The 22070-nt window shown below is 42.0% G+C and carries 16 protein-coding genes; 3 read left to right on the top strand and 13 right to left on the bottom strand.

What is annotated here, in order from left to right:
- Positions 1-70: 70 nt before the first annotated feature.
- The gene (locus QUE46_RS04690) at positions 71-1372 is read right to left on the bottom strand and encodes a PAS domain-containing methyl-accepting chemotaxis protein (protein ID WP_286246420.1); all 1302 of its coding nucleotides are present in this window, start codon (positions 1370-1372) and stop codon (positions 71-73) included.
- Between the two features lie 367 nt (positions 1373-1739).
- Between QUE46_RS04690 and QUE46_RS04685 the strand changes: the two genes are divergently transcribed.
- Positions 1740-2942, top strand: coding sequence for an MFS transporter (locus QUE46_RS04685; protein WP_286246419.1), 1203 nt, complete (start codon positions 1740-1742; stop codon positions 2940-2942).
- A gap of 70 nt (positions 2943-3012) precedes the next feature.
- Here the strand turns inward: QUE46_RS04685 and QUE46_RS04680 are convergent, their stop codons facing one another.
- From QUE46_RS04680 to QUE46_RS04645, 8 genes are all read right to left on the bottom strand, one after another.
- Positions 3013-4062: an NAD(P)-dependent alcohol dehydrogenase gene (locus QUE46_RS04680; protein WP_286246418.1), complete on the bottom strand. Its 1050-nt coding sequence runs from the start codon at positions 4060-4062 to the stop codon at positions 3013-3015.
- Positions 4063-4264: 202 nt separating this feature from the next.
- Complete coding sequence (locus QUE46_RS04675) at positions 4265-4978, bottom strand: DUF1499 domain-containing protein (protein WP_286246417.1); 714 nt, start codon at positions 4976-4978, stop codon at positions 4265-4267.
- A 100-nt stretch (positions 4979-5078) separates the two neighbouring features.
- Complete coding sequence (locus tag QUE46_RS04670; protein WP_286246416.1) at positions 5079-6419, bottom strand: DUF1501 domain-containing protein; 1341 nt, start codon at positions 6417-6419, stop codon at positions 5079-5081.
- Positions 6420-6428: 9 nt separating this feature from the next.
- Positions 6429-8336 carry a DUF1800 family protein gene (locus QUE46_RS04665; protein WP_286246415.1) on the bottom strand — a complete coding sequence of 636 codons (1908 nt, stop codon included), beginning with the start codon at positions 8334-8336 and terminating at the stop codon, positions 6429-6431.
- Between the two features lie 110 nt (positions 8337-8446).
- Positions 8447-9487: a sterol desaturase family protein gene (locus QUE46_RS04660; protein WP_286246414.1), complete on the bottom strand. Its 1041-nt coding sequence runs from the start codon at positions 9485-9487 to the stop codon at positions 8447-8449.
- 10 nt (positions 9488-9497) lie between these two features.
- Positions 9498-11732 carry a TonB-dependent receptor domain-containing protein gene (locus QUE46_RS04655; protein WP_286246413.1) on the bottom strand — a complete coding sequence of 745 codons (2235 nt, stop codon included), beginning with the start codon at positions 11730-11732 and terminating at the stop codon, positions 9498-9500.
- A gap of 8 nt (positions 11733-11740) precedes the next feature.
- Entirely contained in the window at positions 11741-13015 is a 1275-nt protein-coding gene (locus QUE46_RS04650; protein ID WP_286246412.1) for an imelysin family protein, read from the bottom strand.
- Positions 13016-13100: 85 nt separating this feature from the next.
- On the bottom strand, positions 13101-14831 hold the full coding sequence (locus QUE46_RS04645) for a DUF4856 domain-containing protein (RefSeq protein ID WP_286246411.1): 1731 nt from the start codon (positions 14829-14831) through the stop codon (positions 13101-13103).
- Between the two features lie 562 nt (positions 14832-15393).
- Between QUE46_RS04645 and QUE46_RS04640 the strand changes: the two genes are divergently transcribed.
- Entirely contained in the window at positions 15394-15609 is a 216-nt protein-coding gene (locus QUE46_RS04640) for a hypothetical protein (protein ID WP_138540644.1), read from the top strand.
- A gap of 9 nt (positions 15610-15618) precedes the next feature.
- Here the strand turns inward: QUE46_RS04640 and QUE46_RS04635 are convergent, their stop codons facing one another.
- Together QUE46_RS04635 and hrpB are read right to left on the bottom strand one after the other, a co-directional pair.
- Positions 15619-16083, bottom strand: coding sequence for a nuclear transport factor 2 family protein (locus QUE46_RS04635; RefSeq protein ID WP_286246410.1), 465 nt, complete (start codon positions 16081-16083; stop codon positions 15619-15621).
- A gap of 87 nt (positions 16084-16170) precedes the next feature.
- Complete coding sequence (hrpB, locus tag QUE46_RS04630) at positions 16171-18597, bottom strand: ATP-dependent helicase HrpB (protein ID WP_286246409.1); 2427 nt, start codon at positions 18595-18597, stop codon at positions 16171-16173.
- Positions 18598-18869: 272 nt separating this feature from the next.
- On the opposite strand from hrpB, the gene QUE46_RS04625 reads away from it, so the two are divergent.
- Positions 18870-19067: a CsbD family protein gene (locus QUE46_RS04625; protein ID WP_002958133.1), complete on the top strand. Its 198-nt coding sequence runs from the start codon at positions 18870-18872 to the stop codon at positions 19065-19067.
- Between the two features lie 66 nt (positions 19068-19133).
- Here the strand turns inward: QUE46_RS04625 and QUE46_RS04620 are convergent, their stop codons facing one another.
- Both QUE46_RS04620 and QUE46_RS04615 read right to left on the bottom strand, forming a co-directional pair.
- Positions 19134-21395, bottom strand: coding sequence for a xanthine dehydrogenase family protein molybdopterin-binding subunit (locus QUE46_RS04620; RefSeq protein WP_286246408.1), 2262 nt, complete (start codon positions 21393-21395; stop codon positions 19134-19136).
- The gene (locus tag QUE46_RS04615; protein WP_286246407.1) at positions 21392-21889 is read right to left on the bottom strand and encodes a (2Fe-2S)-binding protein; all 498 of its coding nucleotides are present in this window, start codon (positions 21887-21889) and stop codon (positions 21392-21394) included. The genes QUE46_RS04620 and QUE46_RS04615 overlap by 4 nt, the downstream gene beginning before the upstream one ends.
- Positions 21890-22070: the final 181 nt, after the last annotated feature.

Here is a 22070-nt window from a genome sequence, read left to right as displayed (position 1 = left end):
CATAAATTATATAATGTAGTTACAAGTTTATAGCGCGACAAAATGTCGCAGTTTGAGAATTTACTGCAACCTAACCTACGTTAAGCTTAGACACTGTTGCAGAGACAGCATCTGCGCCACGTTCAATTTCTTGAATTACTTCTGACACTTTCGCTATTAGCTCTCGGCCTTGCTCTGAGGAGTCTGACACGGAGGTAATTTGTTTTGAAATATCGTTAGTCAGCTCTTGGTTATTTTTAACGACGGTTGCAATTTCGTTGGTTGAACTGCTGGTGCTTGCTGCAAGCTGCCTAACTTCATCGGCTACCACGGCAAAGCCTCGTCCATATTCGCCTGCTCGTGCTGCTTCAATGGCTGCATTTAACGCTAATAGATTGGTTTGATCGGCAATACTGCTTATGGTCGACACAATAGATCCGATAACTGCTGACTGTTCATTCAGGTTTTTAATTAAATCAACCGATTTAAGTACTTGGCTTACAATTGCATCCGAGTTTGCAATTGCATCATGTAATATATATGAGCCCTTTTTAGCCGTTTGTGCACTCGATACCGCCGATTCATATGCAATTTGTGCGGCCTCACTAACGGCTTCGTTATCTTTTATGCGCTCGGTAATATTAGAAGCGAACTTCACTATTTTTATCACATTACCTTTGTCATCTAAAATTGGGTTGTAAGTTGCTTCTAACCAGATTTCAGCTCCTTCAGAGGTTATGCGTTGAAACTTACCCGATTTAAACTGCCCTTCGCTTAACTCCTCCCAAAACCGAGGGTTATTTTTATAAAAAGAGTCAGTACAAAACATTTTGTGATGCTGCCCAACTATTTGTGCAAGTGAGTAACCTACTGTAGATAAAAAGTTTTTATTCGCTTTAATTATGGTGCCATCAGGGTTAAATTCTATGGTTGCCAGTGCTTTATCAAGCGCTTCAGTGAGGGCTTCTTGCGATTTTCGCTGTACGTAACTTTTTGTAATATCCGACGCTATTTTAATAACCTTAGTAACTACCCCATTTACTTCAACAGGAAAGTAAGTCGCTTCTAACCACAGTTTATCCCCATTTGCTTTAAACCGCATAAAAGTCCCATTAGTGGATTTAGCAGCTTGTAATGATTGCCAAAACTGAGTGTATTCGTTTGATTCAGCGTAATCAGAATCACAAAACATTCTGTGGTGCTTACCGATTACCTGCTCTTTTTTATACCCTACTGTATCTAAAAAAAGCTGATTAGCGTCTAAAATTTTTCCCTCGGGTGTAAATTCAATATACGCTACATGCTTATAAATAGCTGATAGCACTGATTTATTTTCATTGAGTTGACGTTCCAATTCTTCAACTTTAGCGTTATCTTTTCGTAAACCAAACATGCATTAAACCTTCAGGAAACAATAATAGGATGACAATAACAAACAAATATAAAAATAATATGTAAGTTCGCTAGAAATGTAATAGCTTTGTAAATATAGGTGCTTTTTAGTTTTTCTGCGAGCAATAAAATTCGCTAGTCTGCTGCTTTATAAAAAATTTTTATAAATTAACCTAATAGGTAGCATTTTTAAATGATTAACAAAAGTAAAACAAGACAAAAATGCTATTTTTATACATGACGCAGTACACTTTTTAGCTTAAAATAGCCATCTCACTGACACACTCCACACCTAATATATGTTTACTCTCCACACGGTTAATGTGTGGCTATTCACTATTTTTAAAATCAAAGTTAAAGGATCTTCTATGAGTGCAGATGTTGCGTCGGCATCTAATCAGTTAAATAAAGCAGCTATTTTATTAGTGTTAGCACTAGGTACGTTTATTTTAGGATTATCAGAATTTTCAATGATGCCTATGCTGCCGCTGATCAGTGAAACGTTTGGCTCAACTCCTTCGCAAAGTGGCTATGCAATTAGCGCCTATGCGATTGGCGTTGTGGTAGGCGCACCGGTATTAATGCTCACAACGGCTAATATGCGAAAACGTAAAGCTTTGCTGATTTTTTTAAGCTTAATGTGTATTTCTAATGGTTTAAGTGCATTAGCAACCTCATTAGAGCAACTTGTTATTTTTCGCTTTTTAAGTGGCTTACCTCACGGTGCTTACTTTGGCGCCGCTATTTTGCTTGCCTCCGATATTGCCCCTTCGGGTAGGCGCGCAAGCTTTATGTCAAAAGTATTTATGGGCTTAACCATTGCAACCATTGTTGGCGTGCCTATTGTTACCTTGGTGGGGCAAAATCTAAGCTGGCGTTATTGCTTAGGGGGCGCAGCTATTTTAGCGTTTATTGCGTTTATATTTGTATACAAAGTAGTGCCAAATATTGATAACGCTAAGCCATCTAACTTACTTAACGAGTTTGGCGTACTTAAAAATAAACTGGTGTGGTCTATTTTAGGTATTGTAATTATTGGCTTTGGCGGCGTGTTTTGTATTTATACTTACATTGCCGATACAATTTTAGATGTAACTAAAACAGCCCCATACACTATTTCTATCGCCATGGTGATGTTTGGTATTGGTTGTACGTTAGGTAATTACATATTAGGTAAAGCGGCCGATAAATCGGCTATTAAAACCACTGGCCTTGCACTGGTGTGCACCATCGTATTTGCAATTGCCTACGTTAGCGCAAGTTACAATATATGGATGCTATATGTGGTTATATTTTTTATTGGCTGCAGTGTTGGTTTGGCAACGCTTATTCAATCATTATTAATGGATGTAGCCCCAGAGGGCCATGCAATGATTGGCGCATTAGTACAATGCGCATTTAACACCGCAAATGCTATCGGCCCTTGGGTTGGCGGAGCTGTTATTGCACAAGGCGCAGCGCCTAACCAAACAGGTTATGTCGCAGCTGCGTTGTTTTTAGGCGGCTTAGTAATGTGGTTTTTAAGCTACTTACAACTTAATAAACAACAGCCCACCGCACAAACGTGTTAAGCATATAAAAAGAGCGGCTAATACAATTAGCCGCTCTTTTTACTTTAACAAGGGTATTTAATCACCCACCTTACTGGGCCTCTAACGACGCCATATCAATAACAAAGCGATAGCGCACGTCTGATTTTTCCATTCGCTCATACGCGGTGTTTATTTGGTCAATATTAATCATTTCGCACTCTGGCAGTACGTTATTTTTGCCACAAAAATCTAGCATTTGCTGTGTTTCTTCTATCCCACCAATGAGTGAGCCTGTGATGCGCCGACGACCCATTAAAAGAGGCACAGTGTTTAGCTCTTCTACGGGGCCAACCTGCCCAACAATAACCAATGTGCCATCTATATCTAATAAGGGTGTGTAAATAGACAAATCGTGCTTAACAGGTACGGTGTCAATAATAATATCAAAAGCCGACTGCGACGCTTTCATTGCTTCTTCGTCGGTCGACACTAAATAATGCTGCGCGCCAAGTTTTACTGCGTCATCTTTTTTAGACTCACTTCGCCCAACCACCGTTACACTCGCGCCCATGGCTACGGCATTTTTAACAGCCATATGACCTAAGCCACCAAGCCCTACAACGGCAACACGGCTGCCTTTTGTCACCCCCCACTTATGTAATGGAGAGTAAGTAGTGATACCTGCACATAATAAAGGGGCAACGCGCGAAAGCTCTAAGTTTTCAGGGACTGATAGTACAAATTCTTCACGAACAACAATATGTTTAGAATAACCACCTTGGGTCATCTCGCCGGTTACTCTATCTTTACCTGCGTATGTGCCTACCATGCCTTCTTGGCAAAATTGCTCTTCGCCGTTACCACACTGTTTGCAGCTTTGGCATGAATCAACCATGCAGCCCACCGCTACCGTGTCACCTTTTGCATAGTTTTTAACAGCGCTACCAATAGCTTTTACTTTACCTACAATTTCGTGTCCAGGGACTAACGGGTAACGGCTGCCACCCCAGTCATTGCGTACGGCGTGTAAATCAGAGTGGCATACACCACAGTATAATATTTCAATTTCTACATCGTTATCGCGTAAATCGCGGCGCTCAAAAGTATATTCACCTAGTTGCGCACCTTCGCTTTTTGCTGCATATCCTACTGTTTTCATAACAACTCCATAGTCTGTAAAAATTTAAGTCGTATACCTTTTAGCTTATTTAAGTGCTTTATTTTAAAACCAATCCAATAAGGAGGCTGCCTCTAAAAATACCTGTATGCACTTTGATGTGGTTTACACTAACGCTGGCGCTGTGAATGCACCCTGACCAAAAAAGCCCAACAAGGTTGGGCTTTTTTAACTTAAATGTTGGTTACTTATCCAGTAACGTATTTATCTCATCAATGAGTGAATGTATACGTTCAGCATTTTTTCCTAAATCGCTTCGTCCTACGCGAGATTTACTACGAATGTCTACAAAACGCTGACTGCCTTCGTCATTTATACGCACCACTACATCATCTTTAAATCCAAACCAGGTTGTTGTATCGGTCGCTTCGACTATGCCGGTTGCTGCATTTGCATTAACAAGCTCAAACCCTAAGTTAGCAATGGCTTGTTCAGTGGCTGCTAGCAGATCTGTTTTTGACTGCGCGTAACTTAACGTTTTAAGTTCTGGGTAGGCTTTACGTTGCTCAGTAGCAGTCTCTTCTCCAGCGTAATCGACTGGGTTTTTAGCATCCGCTCGCAAAGGTACAATGGCCACAAATTTTGGCGGGTTAACTAAGTCGGTCGAAATATCATGAATCGCCGGTACGCTTTTAGCTTTGCTCATCATATTCAGTGGCATTGCAATCGCAATAGCTGCAAACACAAGTACCATTAAAGTGCTGCCCATGCTAAGCGTTTTACGCATAAAAATAACCTGTATAACAAGCAGCACCAATGCAGCGCCACCCACATAAACACCAAATCTAAACCCTGCAAACGCAGTACTTAGTTCAACAACCCCATACTTATATAAAGGCCCTGGCAGTAAAACGAGTAAAAAAGCAATAAAGCTGACTAAGCTCACTAAAATTTTCATTATTATGATTCCCTTATTATGTGTGGTCTTTAATTTTAAATGGGTAAAACGAGTACACTATACTGCTAATCACTTTGTTTAGATTACTATTAGTGACTAATTACACAAAAAAATCTAATGTTGCACTGTTAAAGTTACTTAAATTAGGAAAAATATCAACCAACTCTGAAACAGGTACGCCAAACCATTGCGCTAACGTTGCAAAGTACTGCTCGTTAGCCACTTGCGGAATTAGCCGCCCACCTCCGGTATCGTTTGCCCCGTCTAATTGCTGAGTAAGTAGCTCACCATAAATATTACGTCCCTTTACCGCGCCACCCATTACTATTTGGTTTCCCGCCCAGCCGTGATCGGTGCCATCGCCGTTTGAGGTTAGCGTGCGGCCAAAGTCCGACATAGTAAATGTGGTTACTTTATCATTCATGTTTAGCTCTTTCATGGCACTGTTAAACTCGCTGAGCCCTTGAGCCAACATATTTAACAACACAGGATGCGCCGTAAGCTGATCATCGTGAGTGTCAAACCCACCCATAGAGACAAAAAACACTTGGCGCTGAGTACTCAAAGACGACTGCACACTAATTGTTTTGGCTACCGCAGCTAATTGCTCACTCAAGCTGGTATCACTAAAAGAAGTAGTTAGTTCGGGGGCTTGTTCGAGCGCACTGTTCATAGTTTGCGTATTGGCAATTGCATTATTTAAACCATTTGCATATTCACGCCCTAGCACATGGTTTGCATTGCCTAACACACGATTCATTATGTTAGTAACGTGCTCTGTACGCGGCTGGTAACCACCAAAGGCGTTAATAGTACTTATACCACTTTTGTTAAGCGCAAAAGCACTGGTATTTATTCCTGTTTGCCACAAGTTTGTACCATCGAGCGAAATATTGGCCGCAAACTCGTCATGCACAGCTAATCGCTCTAGCATACGTGCGCCCCACCCACTGTTTAAGGACGCTTTTTCCCGCCCATACATCCACGATGCCTGTTGATCGTTGTGCGAAAATAAATGCTTAGGTAAAGGCACCGCGTTATTTTTGTAGTCTGTTAATGTGGTGGGGGTAAGTAAAGTGCCTACACCGCCAATAAAGGCTAAATCATCCGACTCAAACACACTTTGTAAAGGCGCAAGTGAAGGGTGAATGCCCACCCCTCCTGCAAATTGCGAGCTAACACTTAGCGCTAGCGGGTTTTCGACTGCGAGGTTTTGCCTGCTTTGCTGGTATAAACTGCGCTGCTCTCCCTCAAGAGGTAACAGCATATTAAGTGAGTCGTTTCCACCGTATAAAAACACACACACTAGGGCTTTGTAATCACCGAGTTCTATTGCATTAGTTGCCCCCGTTAGCGCTTGTAGCTGCAAACTGGTTAAAGCCGCTGCCGAAACCCCGCCTTTTAAACATAATGATAAAAATTGCCTTCTATTAATGCTCATTATGCGCTCCTAATACTGCACGTTAAATTCAGGTGAAATAGCAATCATATATAACAAATACGATACCCTTACGCGGTATTGCTCCTCGTTAAAATAGGCATCTAAATCAAGCAAGGCTTGTGTAGTGTCAGCGCTCATGTTGCCGGCAAAATACAGGGTATTATATTGCTCTATCAATGCGCTTATGCCTTTTTGCGCCAAAAAATCCATATCGCCTTGTACATAAACATAAATTCCAGCGGGGTTTAAATCGGTATGAGCTTCGGCGGTACTCCAAACCAAACTTGCAAATAAAGCATTCATTGTGCCTATTAAAGTCGCGTCGTTGGCTATTTGTAACTCAGGCGCTACCAAACCTTGCGAGCGCAAAGCCGCACTTTGAAAATCGGGTCTAAAAAAGTTAAACACTGAAGCAGACTGCATTGGGCCTTGCCCGTAGTTATCGACTAAGTTCCACGTTTTATAATAACCTTGTAATGACCTTGTATTAAGGTTTCGCCAAAACTGCACTGTTTTTAAAAGCGGTTCTTTAATTTTACCTTGATAGCTTAATACGCTACCAAAATGACGCGCTTCATCATCTAAATAAATCGCTTTAACAACCGCAGCTAAATCGCCTCGCACACCGCTTCCATTGTCATTAAATACACGCGCAACGCGCTCTACATACTGCGCTGTAGGGTTTGAGGTAATTAACCGCTGAATAAGCTGCTTGGAAATAAATGGCGCTACGTTATCGTGATTAAATAAATTATCGAGCGCTATTTTTAGCGATTCCTCTGGCCCATAACCAGGCGGAATAACGTCATTATTTAATAGTACTTTTTCTTTACTCGAATGGTATTCATCAAACGGCTCCATCGGGTTAATATAGTCACGACTTTTGCGTTTAAAGGTTTCGCTGCCGGCAAATGTCCAGCCTGTAAATACACGCGCAAATCCCTGTATTTGGGCCTGCCCGTAAGTTGCTATGCTATTGCCGTTGGCATCTAACTTAGCACTGCCATCAAGGTTTAACTCATCAAGCCCTATAGTAAATAATTGCATAACCTCGCGGGCGTAGTTTTCATCCGGGCGAATATTGAGTTCTTCGTCTTCTTTTTCGTTACCTAAATGGCTTAGGTAAGTGCCCATAACAGGCGAAAGCGTTACATCTTCCAATAACTCTCTAAAATTGCCAAACGCATGTTTGAGTAATAAATCGTAGTAGGTGATCATACCCTCTGGTTGGGCACGTAAATCACTATTTTCATCCGACACAACCAATATTTCACTTAGCGCAAATGCAACGCGTTGACGTAGCTGATCGTCACTTTGTAGCACCGCTTTCCACCATGCATCTATACGACTTATATATTTAAAGTCTTCGTCATCTTCAAGCTTTACAAGGTAGTTGCGGTGGTAGCTAATCGGCAGTGCTATTTGGTTATCGAGCCATTGTTGCTCACTTAAGCCTTGGGCACTGTTTATTTCAGTAAGCGTTGGGCCCATGCTTCCTTGGTGTAATAACCTAGCAGCGCTGTGTATATCCATACTGTTTTTCGCTACAAATGTTACAGTTTGAGTGTTTGTTGCCCCTTCATTGTCAGTGGCAGTTACGTTAAATGAATACGTTATAGGCTTATAACTTTGCGCTGCGGGTATGGTAAGGCGGGTACTTATCGCTTCTAATGGCTCACTCAATAAGGTTGAGCCAGCAGTTTGCTGCCAAACCACGCTGCTTATAGTGCCGTCTTCATCGCTAGCTGTTGCAATTAGCTCAATGGTTTGTCCTTTAGTTAATTCGCTAGGAATATCGGATACGGACAAGGTAGGCACTTTATTTGAATTGACGGTGGGCGTATCATCGCCGCCTGAACCACCACAGGCGCTTAGCAATAAAGCACAACTTGCTAATAAAACTGGTTTGTAATGCATGTTAAATCGTCATCGTAAATAAAATAAGGTACGTTAGTATGTACCGAGTTTGATACGATTATTGAAACACAAAATTTACAATTTAACCCTTTATTTTTTGTAATCGAGTACTATTTAACTGTTTTGTCGTTAATATTCACCTCAATAATGGGCTTTTTTTTGTTAAAAACATTTACCTTGTTAGTCGCTTTTACCACACGTTGCCAAGGATTTTGTAAACTCTCATAAATAGGTCGCCAATAGGCATCTAACACACTGCGGTGTCCACGGTCGTTATTACCAACCCCCACCGTAATTTTACCGACTTGATGTGCTTTTATTAGCGTACCACAGGCTCTATCCCAAATGGCTAAAGCAGAGCCTAAGTTACGGTCAAAGTGCTTAGGGTTATCACTGTGATGTATTTGGTGTTGAGCTGGGCTAATAAACCAATTTTCTATTTTTTTACCAAAGCTCCACCACACATGAGAGTGGCGTAAATTAGCGCCTAACGCATTAAAAGCAAATACAAACACATTAGCACCAAAAATATCTAGCATTGTTAAATTTCGGCCAAAACAATACACACATACACCCACCACAAAACCTTGCGCTAATGCCATTCGGCATGCATACAAATAGCTTTCAAACGGGTGACTGCGATAAATAGTCATTGGGGTGAGTACTAACGCACTATGATGCACTTTATGAAAATGCCATAAAAACGGCACTTTATGCAGGGCTAAATGTAATAAAAAACGAGTTAAGTCATCAAATATAAATAGTAAAACAGTAAAAATAACTAACACTACAGAGCTAGGAAGCTGCCATACAGCTCGCTCACCAAAAAGCCATTGCAGCGCATCACTTACGCCAATTGCTACAGGTACCATAGTTAGCACTATAGGCACCCACAACGCGGCTTTGAGTAAGCGATTCATAATTAATAATTGATAGTCGAGCTTAGCGCTTTTACTGAACCAAATACGCTTACTAAATAAATAACGCCCTAGCCCACGCCAGGTACGCTTTTTTTGTTGCGACCGGCCCGAGAAATACAGCAACATAGCAATTACTAACGCCGCAATGCTATAGCCAATAAAAATGCGTTTATTGGCATCAAACAAATAATCAGGCGTTTGCAACAATGTTTGCCATAAAGTCTCGAGCATTACTTACCTCTTAAAATTGATATTTGTAACCCACGGCTACGCTACGCGGCTTACCCGGACGCGCACCATACGGGCGACGACTAACAATATTATCTTGGTCAAACAAGTTATCTACTTTAGCGTAAATATGCCCATATTGATCAAGCTCATAACGTGCAGCAATATCAACAACCGTGGTTGATGGCACATCAACACCTGCTAAAGGTAATGCAAAGTCGTTACCTGTTGTATTACCGATTTCACCCGCTGAATAGGCAACGCCTGCAGCCTCTGGCATATCTGAAGTGTATTTTATTAATACATCTACAGACCAATCGTTATGCGCAAGCCCTACACTAAGTGCAGCTTGATGATTAGGTAAATACGGTAGGTGATCGCCTGGGCGAATATGCCCCCACTGCGTAAACTCACTAAATAGCTCTTCTTTAAATTCGCTTTGCGTGTAGGTATAAGTTAAACGTAAAGGAATATCGATACTTTCATTTAATGAGAAGGTTTGTGCAAATTGAGACTCAACACCCCATACATCCACTTCTCCACCGCTAAACTCACGATCAAATTCATTTTCAATACCACAATTTGATTGTCCGCAGCTTTCAACTAAGTTTGAGTAATCGTTAAAAAAGCTAACCACCTCAATTTGGCGATTGCCATCGTTATAACGGCCACCAAATTCATAGTTAACGCTTTTTTCAAATTCATCATCTCCTTCACGTACTGGGCTCGATGGACTTGATGGCACAAACCCTTGGTGTACACCAAATAATAACCCTGCGTTTTCAGATAACTGATAAAAACCGCTTAGGCCAGGTAGCCAAATTCGGCTTGATTTATTTTGCCAATCGTTCTCTTTGCCTGGCGAGTCGTTTTGATACGACATATCCATTAACTCACCGCGCACGCCGACACCGAGTGTTAACTTATCGAACGTCACTTTGTCTTCAATATAAACAGACCATGCATCGGTAGACTCGGTATTTTGCGTAGTAAATACACTGTCAGTATCTGTACGGGTGTTAACCGCGTTAACCATAGCGTAGGTGTCTTCAAAGTGGTCACGCTCTATTTCATCTTGATGAAAACGAACCCCAAATGAGAGAGAATGATCAAGCCCAAACGCGGCCACTTGCCAATCACCATCAAACTGAATACCTTGCGAGAAAAAAGCCCTATCGTTAGTTCCCATAGTTAAAAACAAATTGCTTTCACCACTTTTAACCGAATCAGCTTGGCCACTAATAACCATGTATTCACGCTCAAAGCGAGCTGGGTCAGCTAAAATATCCGACAAACTGCCACTGCTATTAGTGACCGAGTTAAGCTTTAACCAAGCCCGTTCAAAGTCATTACGATACGCTCGGGTAGTAAGTGCAAAATTATCAGTGCTTAACTGGTGAGTAAACATAACCTGTGTATGCTTAGTGTCCATATTTGCAGGGCCACTGGCAGCATAACGACGGTATGGGTTTTGATTATAATCATCCTCTGTTAAACCAAGATAAGTCTCATTTGAAAGCTCATCTGAGTACGCTAGTTTTAACTCAAAACGTTGCTTATATTGCTCACCGTCAAGCTTGTAATCTAATTTAACTAATAGGTCATCTTTTTCAAAACCAGTATCTTGGCCACCATCAAGCTCTTTAAAGCCGTCGCTTTCTAGGTGTACCCCTTCAACCAAAAAGCCAAATTGCCCTTGGCGGTCACCATAATACGCGTGCGCTTTTTTATAACCATCAGACCCTGCTGATATATCAAGCATACCACTGGCATCATCTGGCACTTGACGCGACACTAAATTAAGCGTACCTGCCACCGTTTGCGGGCCATAATGTATAGCCGCAGGGCCTTTAAATACCTCAACCGCAGTCATGCGTGTAGTTAGCGGAAAATAATAAGCCGCGGGAGCCGAATACGGCGCTGGGCCAATTAAAACACCATCCTCTAATATGGTAATTTTTTTACTACGCTCTGGGGTTACGCCCCTAAAACCTATATTTGGCCTTAGCCCAAAGCCGTCTTCTTCACGTATATTTACACCAGGAACCTGCGATAAAATACGATGGATATCATCAAATTCAAATTGCTCAAGCTGTGCTTCACCAATTAAAGTGGCAGATCCAGCCTCAGTGCGTAACTTGTCATTGTGACTAATAATTTGAATATGCTCTAAATCGCTTTGCTGCTCAGCCACTGCTTGGCAACTCACGGCCATAAGCAGTGCAATTGTAAGTTTATTGTATTTCATTGTTGCCCTTAGTCGTTGTCGCCTGCAGAAGTGGTGGGTAGTTCAAGTGCTAACTCATTGATGAAATCATTTTTTAGTTCATCAGTAAGCACTTTTACCTCGCCATGTATATCGCGCACTTGTTGCTCGTTATCAATTAACAGCTCGCTAAGCGAGCTGTCGATACTATTTAAGGTAGCCTTAAGAGCTGCAATCCCATCAACTAAGCGTGCTTTGGTGGCTTCTGCCTGCTCTGCATCTAAAAAGTCATCAAAACCAGTACCAGCGCTTTCGCCCGCTAAGTTACCTATTATTAATGCTTCAAATGCGGTTAAATTGTTACGTATATTGTCTAAAGAGCTTTTAGCATCAACACTTTCTACATCTTCCGGACACGCCGATGTGCCACATGAGTTTGAAAAAATACCAATTGGCTCTGCTAATTTTTTATCTTTTACTAGTGTGTCGATATAAAACAACGCATCGCTAATATGATTAAGCGCTTCATGAGTTGTGCTAAAACGCGCCCCACTCGTCCCTGTATTTTTTAATTCATTCGCAAAACCATTATCACCTTGCCAAGCTTGTAATAATTGCGCTGACGAATTTAAAACATCTTCACTTGCCACCACCGCAAACTCACAACGGGCCTGGCGACGCGCTAAATCTGTGCGGTTATTCCAATCTGCCAATGCCTCGTTAGCAACACTACAGTGATGATCTAATTGCTCGTTAAACAACACATGCTGAAGTGCAAATAAGCCACGGCGAGTTGCTGTTCTTTCATTAATGTCATACGGGCGATTTTGATCTTGGTTTATAACGCCATCTTGGTTATACACTACATCTTGGTCTATTCCACAACGGCTAAACGTAGGCCAAGAATATATTTGATTACGCAATTGGCTAGAGTTATCGAGTAATGGCCCCATTTGCATCATCTCGGCTTGTTGCCAACCAGCCATGGTATCAAGCCATGCTTGTTGTGCCTGAGTACGCAGCGCTATGGCCTCATCAGAGCTTTCTTGGACGCTTTGCAATTCGGCTTGACAGTAATTGGCTACTGCTTGCGTTTGTAGTTGTGCTTGTTGATTAAACAAAACAAACGTAGGTGTTATTACATTGTCCACTAAGTTAGCAACCAGTTGTGCTTCATCAAACTCTGTCACCACAGGCGTAGTAGTTTGCCCGCTATCACTACCTTGAAAATCACTGCCTGTGCTACTTGAGCTACTTTCACCACAACCACTAAGTGTTAAAACAGCAGCTGCAACTACGACCCCTTTTTTTGCATAATTGATCATTATTTCAACCCTAAAAACTTCGAAAATTAAACGGCAAAAGGCCAGCCCGTGGGCTGACCTTCCTTGGTGCTAAAACAGGTGGTAATTACCAGTTTTCAACGTTTTGAGCATCAAAGCCGTATACTTGCTGCATCAAATCACGCGCTTCAACTAACTGTGCTTTGTAGGCATCTGTTAACTGTGGCGCCTCACCTAGTAACGTATGTAGCTCGGCAAATTTACCTGCGTTATCGTCGCTGTAAAAAGGTGAAAATGGGTTAAATTGAAAGTTCAGTGCAAAACCTTTCATTTCACTAAAGTGCTTAGCTAAGTTAGCAAAATCTTCAGCGCTTGCCTCTGTACCTTGCACTGTATCGACGTCAGCTAATGTATCGTTAATGTAATGAACAACAGTCGCTGCAATTGCATTTTCCCAATTAGCAACAGCAATATCGCGTTGTGCTAATAACTGCGTTTTTTGCTCATTAGTTAATGCGCTTGGTGCTGCATCGTTAATAATTTTACGACCAGCGATAAACGCCGTCATTGCTGCGCTGCTAAAGTCAGTCGCAACTGTTGCACCGTTATCACGTTTAGCGGCATTTACTGAATTACCCCAGTTGTACTCACTGGCTAAATCTATTTTTCCATCGCCATCAACATCTGCGTTTGCACTACCATCCGAAATAGCGTCGTCGCTATACTCTAAGTAATGACGAGCAGCACCAAAGTAACCAAAACCTTCATCATATTGATGCTCTAAAGTGCTGTAATTGTTGCCAGCGGCTGCTGCATCGGTGTTATCTTCTTCAAGCCCGTCGTCTAGGTAGTCATCTGTACCTTGCGAGAACATTAACGCACCTAATGTGTGTTTTTGAATAAGCTGATTTAAATCTAGGCCACTTGTTGTAATATAAGCCGCTGTAATGTCGTTACCGTTTACATCTTCAGATTGTGTGCCGCTTGCTATTGCATCTACATTAGCTGCTAATAAATCAAAGTAATGAAAAATAAGGCCTTCAGGTGTTTTAGCTTGAGTACCAAAGTCACTCCACCCTTCAAATGTGCCTTCTGTTAGCCAGTCTTCTTCCATTTTTGATGCGTCGTTACCGGCAACTTTACCCGTTAACGATTTACCTGAACTTGAAATTTCAGCAAATGATTGCTGTAGCGTTGTGCTGCCATCAACAAACAAAAAGCTATTATCTTTTACGGCTTCGTAATCACTCCAATACGCCATTAGCTGCGCTTTTACAGCATCGCCTGTCAAGCCTTCACTTTCGATGTAATCTACATCTAATAAACCTATGTAGGCTTTAATTTGCGCCGAAAGCGCATGGCGAGCCACTTGTCCTGTGTAACTTACAGCCGAATTACTCGCATCTACTGTTGAAGCAAATTCGTAAACATTTACGCCATCTTGCGCTTCAATATCTGTTACAGATACGCTTAATGTTTGCGTAAAGCTTAACTCACCCGCATCGGTTGCGGTGACTGTTACGTCTACGGTTTCTACTTGCTCAGCATTAAGCGCTAATGTGCTTTTAAGCGTTAATTCGTTGCTGTCGTTAATTTCAAAATACTGCTCATCATCTGATAGCGTAAATACCATACCCGTAGCATCGTCATCGGTGGCACTTAAAGTACCTACTACTGCACCAACTACATCTTCTGTTACAGCTGCTGTTGATAAGCTAATTGCGGTAGGTGCCGAATTAGTCACTGTTGGAGTGGTCGGTGTTTCATCGCTATCGTTGGAGCTAGAGCCGCCACATGCAGTTAAACCCAAAGTTGCAGTAATTACTGCACTAGCAAGGAGAGATTTACGCAAATTCATATTGAATCCTAATATTGTATGTGAATCATTCTTATTTGTAATATCGACTATTCTAATTACAAATAACTAACAATCAACACAAAATGTATATTTATTGTTTTATTTTTAAAAGAATTTCAATTTTTAGAATAAAAAACCTCTAACAAAAATAATTCTTAACATGAATAAACAGCATTTAAATTGGCTGGTGAAAAATTAAACATTTAAATTTAAAAATCTATAAAACAACTTAATTACAATAACTTAAACAACAGAGAAAAGGGCGGAAGATAAATATTTTCAAGGCGGGTTACTTCAATTTAATACTAAATACGCACATTTTGTGAAAAAGTATCAAATCAATTTTTTAGATAATAAGGTTATTTGTAATAATTATTATTTATTTTAAAAACGCATCATTTATAGCTTGCAGGTGTAGTTTTTTGCTTCACTTACTGTTTTAGAGGCTTATATCAGGGTGTAGATTAAAGGTATAATAACGACTATGAGAGGTGGTAATGCATTGAATAGTGTAATTTTACTACTCACTTTTAGCTAAGCCATACAATGACAGAGCCTTTTTATGAAAACAGAAATTCGCTACCGTTTTGAATCCTCGCAAGTTGCCAACCGTTTTGTGCATGTACTTAAAGATTGGCCCGTAAACCAAGTTAAAACTCGCCTATTTAATGGTGGCGACAGTGTAAAAGTCACTTACGAGTATGATGAAAGCGGGTTTGATTACACCTCTGCCGAGCTTGATGACTTAGCCGAGCAACACGGTGGCAAAGAGGTTTAACCAATAAAGTTATTCGTGGTATTTGCGGATCATCGCCACTTTACCATTTTCAACCTCAATTACTTCCATCATTACTGAGGTATACTCTAGTGGTTGTTTGCTTTGTGGATGAATGCCTTTAGCATGATTTTTATAACGAATCGCAAAACCGCTATCGTTAAATATAAAGGTGTTAAGTAGCTCACTTTCATAGTGGGTATGCGCGCCTAAATAAAAACTCATGCCCTTGCGCATTAGCTCTTTGCCATTAGCTGTGCGAGAGTCATCTATTTGATACGGTATGTGCTGACTGCCAACGTCGTCTGTTAATAAGCTAAGGTAAGCTTCAAGCTCTTTGGTATCGGCGTTTGGGGCTTGCGTGGCGGTCATGGCTTTATAGTAGTGCTGTGCAAATGCTTTTAAATCAAATGGCTCTTCGGCTCGGACTGAAAAGCTAGCAACCAATACCAAACTTAATGTTAAAAGTAACCTCATTGACTATCCCTGTAGCTAAAAGTATTTTATAGGTACATTACCTGAGTAAGTTCAATAATCAAACAAATAACGTTACGTAGCTAACACCTACATTTTGCTTTTTACTCTGTTCGTTGCCACGCTGTTGGCTGGGTCGTCCGGCCAAAAATGTTTAGGGTAACGCCCCTTCATTTCTTTTTGTACATCGCGATAACTGCTCGCCCAAAAGTGCGCAAGATCTTGCGTAAGCTGTAATGAGCGCTTACCTGGCGATAGTAATTCCATAAGCAGTGGCAGCTTTCCATTAGCAAGCATAGGCGTACTGGTTAAACCATACACTTCTTGCATGCGCACGCTTAACTTTGCGGGGCCATCTAGCTGGTAATTAATTTTTATATTTGAGCCACTCGGTACCGTTAACCTAAGCGGTAACAGTGTTTTTAGGGCTGTTTGCTGTGGCCAGTCAAAACAATTTTGCAGTGCTTCAAAGTAGTTAAACTTTTTAAGCTGGTCGAGTGTTTTTATATCTTGTAAATATACGCCCAACCAATTATCAGCTGTTTCGATAAGTTGCTGCTCGCTTATTGCCGGAAAGGTATCGGGCATAAATTGACTGGCTAAACTCATGCGTATTAATAATTGCTGCGCGTCGGGTTGTTCATTAAATAATGCAAAGCCGTGTTTAGTAAATAAATTAAGCCACGCTTTAGCGCGCTCGGTTTTATCAAGCTTTTGTTTGCTTGGTTGGCTTGTAAGGGTAATAGCACCGAGCTTTACTTCGTCTTGGTGGATAAAGCGCGCGGTTTTTTCATCAAACTCACAGCGGGTGAGCGTAGTAAATAAATGCGGTAAGTACTCTTGTAGCTCAAATGGGCTAAGCGCTGTCGCTGCAAATATACGTGTGCCTTTATGGCCGCCCATGGTAGTAATAGCAAGGTAGTCATCGTTATGCCAGTAATCGGGGTTTAAATCAGCGCCCGCACCATTGGCAAGTAAGTAGCCATTGCCGCGTTTTTTTGCAATGCGGTCGGGGTAAGCTAATGCCACCAGCAAACCTAAATACTCGGTGTTTAGCTCGCTGTTACTGTCGGTTACTTTTAAGCGGCTTTGCCAATATTTTAACTGCTGTTTAAATACTGGGTGTGGCCTTTGCTGTTGGCTATGAAGCGCCAGACTTAGCTCGTTGGCGCTGTTTATTCTGCTCTCAAGCAGCGCCACTAAATAAAGTGCTAAGCGATAAATACCAGGGAGTTCAGTCTCAAGCGCCTGCGCTTTTAACAGCATATGTGCTAAGCGAATATCCGCCCCAAAACCCAGCATGTTGCTGCCCAGCTTGGTTAGCTTGCCTTTGGCGTCGATAGCTTCAAGCATAGTTAGTAAGCTCATTGCTTGTGTGCATTGCTGCGCTGTTGGCGTATCAAGCAAGGTGAGTTCGCTAATATTTGCGCCCCACTGTTTTGCTTCAAGCATAAGTTGGCTTATGTCTGAGGTGAGTATTTCGGGGTTATCGTGGCTATTGCGTCGCTCAAAGGTTTGCTTTGAGCCAAGCCTGTAAACCACACCGGGTTCTATTCTTCCGGCTCGCCCTGCTCGCTGCACGGCAGAGGAACGCGATATACTTTGTGTTGTAAGCTCCGTTACGCCTGTTTTTAAGTTAAACGTTGCAGCGCGGCGTTTACCACTATCAATAACAATGCGAATGCCTTCAATGGTTAAGCTGGTTTCGGCTATATTGGTGGTAAGCACTATTTTGCGCATTCCCTTAGGCGCAGGAGCAATCGCCGCTTGCTGATTGGCTTTATCTTGCTCGCCAAATAACGTGGCAACTAGGCAGTTACCTGGCAAATCATTAAGCGCTTGCTGCACACGTAATATTTCAAATTGCCCAGGTAAAAACACCAACGCACTGCCGCTTTGCTCGTTTAGTGCTTGTTTTATTAAAGCGGAAATAGCATCAAGCCAGCGGCTTTCATCTTTTATGGGTATATAAATTTCGTCTATGGGGTAGCTTCTCCCACTTGATTGAATAACGGGGCAATCAAAAAATTGCGTATAGCGCTCGGTATCAAGGGTCGCCGACATAAGTAGTATGGTTAAATCGTCACGCAGTGCACTTTGGGTCTCTAAAGCAAAGGCCAGTGAGGTATCGGCTGCAATTGAGCGTTCATGAAACTCATCAAATATCAGTAAATCAATGTCGCTAAGTTCTGGATCGTTTTGTAGCATGCGAGTAAGCATGCCCTCTGTAACTATTTCAAGGCGCGTATTGCTACTTACTTTGCTCTCACCGCGTACACGAAGGCCAACGCTTTGCCCCACATTTTCGTTTTGGCACTGCGCTAGGTAATTGGCAATATTACGTGCCGCTAAGCGGCGCGGCTCCAGCATTACAATACGCTTAAAATGGCCGTCGCGCATAAGCTGTAGCGGCAACCATGTTGATTTACCTGCACCAGGCGGTGCTTGTAATAACGTTATAGGGTTACTTTGTAATGTAGTTACGAGTTGTTGATATATGTTTTGAACCGGCAGCACTGCTATTTACCAAAAATTGCTTTGCACGCATTGTAACAAAAACCAAAAATAAACGCGCCGCTAAAGCTGTGTGGTTATAAAGGGCATCATAATCAGAAATAATTACAAACCACTCTGTACATTTTTTAAGAACATGCGCGCTATATTAATCACTACTGCGCCAATAAAAAATAACACTATGATTATAAATACAAAATTTAAATTTAACTGATTGGTACACGCCTTGCTCCTTTTATAGTGAACGTTAATTAAATCTAAGTAAGGAGAAACTTATGAACAGCGATCGTATGAAAGGTAATTGGAACGAACTTAAAGGTAAGGCGCAACAAAAATGGGGTGATCTTACTGACGACGATTTAGACAAAATTGAAGGTAGCCGTACAGAGCTAGTGGGTAAAATCCAGCAGCAGTACGGTAAATCTAAAGAAGAAGCAGAGCGTGAAGTAGATGAGTTTGAAAAAACGCACTAATCGTTAACTTCTAAAAAAACCGCCATTTGGCGGTTTTTTTGTTTTACGGTTAAAAAAGGACGTTATTTACGCTTTTAATTGGTTACCTATAGGCAGCTGCCTAATACGCTTACCACAAGCGGCAAAAATAGCGTTACATAATGCAGGGGCGTAAACCGGTGTTGCGGGCTCGCCTACGCCTGCTGGTGGCGCATCGCTTTGTATTATTTCTACTTCTACCTCGAGTGGTGAATCGCTCATACGCGGTACGCGGTAATCATGAAAGTTACTTTGTTGCACGCGGCCTTTATCAAAGGTAATACCATCGCTAATTGCAGTGGTAATACCGTAAATAGAGCCACCTTGCGTTTGGTTTTTAACGGTATCGGTGTTTACAACCGTACCTGCATCAATAGCTACCCACGATTTAATCACGTTTAAATCACCAGCATCTGAAACTTCTACCTCTACCACAGTAGCCACATAGGTTAAAAAGCTGCGGTGTGCTGCAATACCTAATCCGCGACCTTTTGGCAGCTTTCTGCCCCATTTACTTATCTCAGCCACCTTTTCAATAACATGGCGTAATTTACCAATATCTAATGGGTAAACGTCTTTATCGGCGCCATAGTTATCGTACGAGGCATTTTGCTCGGTTACATCTAAAATGCGATCAGGGCCTATGGTTTCGAGTAAATAGTCTTTTTGGTCGCGCCCTGCTTTATGCGCAGCTTCAGCAATAAATGACTGAATAGCAAAAGCATGAAATATATTTGATACCGAGCGCATCCAACCTACCCTAGTTTTAGCGGGTGCTTCGCCATTTTCTAGCTTTAAGTTAGGTGAGTTTATAGGGTTATCAGTAAAGCCTAAGCGCAGCTCAAAGCCTGCAGGCGATGTTGCCCCTTCTTGAAACGTAGATACAATTGGCGAAAACGCCGTGCGATGTAAGTAAGCCTCAATATTGCCTTTTTCATTGAGTGAAGCTTCAATATGTTGGGCCGATACTGCATGATAAAAACTGTGTTGAATATCATCCTCTCGCGTCCATTGTACGCGTATAGGTTGTCCTACTTTCATTGAAATGTAGGCGGCCTCTGCTGAAAAATCAGGTTTTGATTTACGCCCAAACCCGCCACCTAACATGGTGACATGTACGTTAATTTTACTCTCGTCCATACCCAGTAGTGCGGCTACGGTTTTCATATCGGCTTGCGGGTTTTGCGTTGCAGCCCAAATATCAACGCGGTCTTTATTGTACATTGCCGTGGCGCAAGGTGGCTCCATGGGTGCTTGAGCCAAATGTGGCGCGTAATAATCGGCTACTAACTTATTGCTCGATTTAGCCAGTACGCTGGTGGTATCGCCTTTTTCACGCACATGCGCCTGCGGCTCACTCACTGTTTGTAATAACGACTTTTTAAAGTTTTCTGAATTATAATCGCCGTTTTTACCATCATCCCACACTACTTTTAGTGCTTTACGCGCCTGCCATGCAGCCCAGGTATTTTTAGCAACAATAGCAATGCCGCCTTTTGGCTGAAATTGCGGCGCACCTTTTGGTACAGGCATTTCAATAACATCAACTACGCCATTAATTGCTTTAGCGGCGCTAACATCAAACGATTTAACCACACCACCTACTACCGGCGGGCGCTCAATCATAGCCACCAGCGCTTTTGGTTCACGTACATCGGCAGCAAATGTGGCTTTACCGGTTACTAAATCGGTTAAATCTATGTGCGCCATACCGGTATTTATATAACGCCATTCTTTACGTGTTTTAAGTGCTAACTTGTCTGATTCTGGCGGGGTAATGCCAAGCGCTAGGTCAATTAAATCTTTATAGGCAAGCGTTTTACCCGAGCTGTGGGTAACCACGTGCTGATTAGCTGTACAGGTTTGAGGCTCAACGTTCCAATATTTAGCAGCTGCGTGCTGCATCATGTAGCGTACGCTTGCACCCATTTCGCGTAGGCGCTGCATGTTGTAGCGAATACTGCGCGATCCATCTGTATTTTGATCCCCGTATTTAGGGTCGCCCTTACCTTGAATAACAACTACTTTATCCCAAGCAGCTTCCATTTCGTCTGCCACAATTTGTGCTATGGCGGTACGAATTTGTTGGCCCATTTCAGAGCGATGACAGGTTATTTCAACCATGCCATCGGGGCGCAGTGCTATAAATAAGTTGGCACGTTTTGCTTGCTCAGAGGGTTGTTCTAACACGCCAGCAAATGCTTTTGGTGCACTGCCTACAAAATAAGTACCTAATACTAATGCGCCTATTGCGCTGGTTTTTAAAAATTGGCGGCGGTTTAGGTCAAAGTACGTATTGTTGTTTTTCATACTTCTTCCCCTTGTTCATTTGGGTCAAAATATTCAACGCCCGCAATAGTTTTAGCTGCTGACTTAATTGCTTTATGAATACGCGGATAAGTGCCACAACGGCAAATATTGCCCGACATATTACTCACTATTTCATCATCAGTTGGATTGGGGTTAGCGGCTAATAAGCTTGCCGCTTGCATTATTTGCCCACACTGACAAAACCCACACTGCGGCACTTTATGCTCAACCCAGGCTTTTTGCACAGGATGATCGCCCTGCTCGCTTAGCCCTTCAATAGAGGTAATATTACGCCCTACTACAGCCGATACCGGTAATATGCACGAGCGCTGCGCTACGCCATCAATATGTATGGTGCAGGCACCACATTGCGCCATACCACAGCCAAATTTAGGCCCGGTTAAATTTAATTCATCTCGAAGATACCAAAGCACCGGCGTTGACGGATCGCCTGTAAACTCATGTTTATTACCATTAACGGTAAGCGTGATCATATTTAACTCCTTGGCAAAGCGCTTTAAAGGAATTCCTTGTTGCGCGAGAACGGTTTGAATACTTGCTACTTTTTTAGCCTACCACTTAGATCAATTTTATTGAAATTTTTATCGGCGAACCGCTAATTTATAGTTGTTATTAAGCGACAGCTTTATTGGGTATACATAAGAAGAAGTTGTT

The organism is Pseudoalteromonas sp. MM1 (assembly GCF_030296835.1).
Taxonomy (GTDB): domain Bacteria; phylum Pseudomonadota; class Gammaproteobacteria; order Enterobacterales; family Alteromonadaceae; genus Pseudoalteromonas.
The sequence above is the reverse complement of the archived record's forward strand: the minus strand, read 5'-3'. Positions and strand labels throughout refer to the sequence as shown.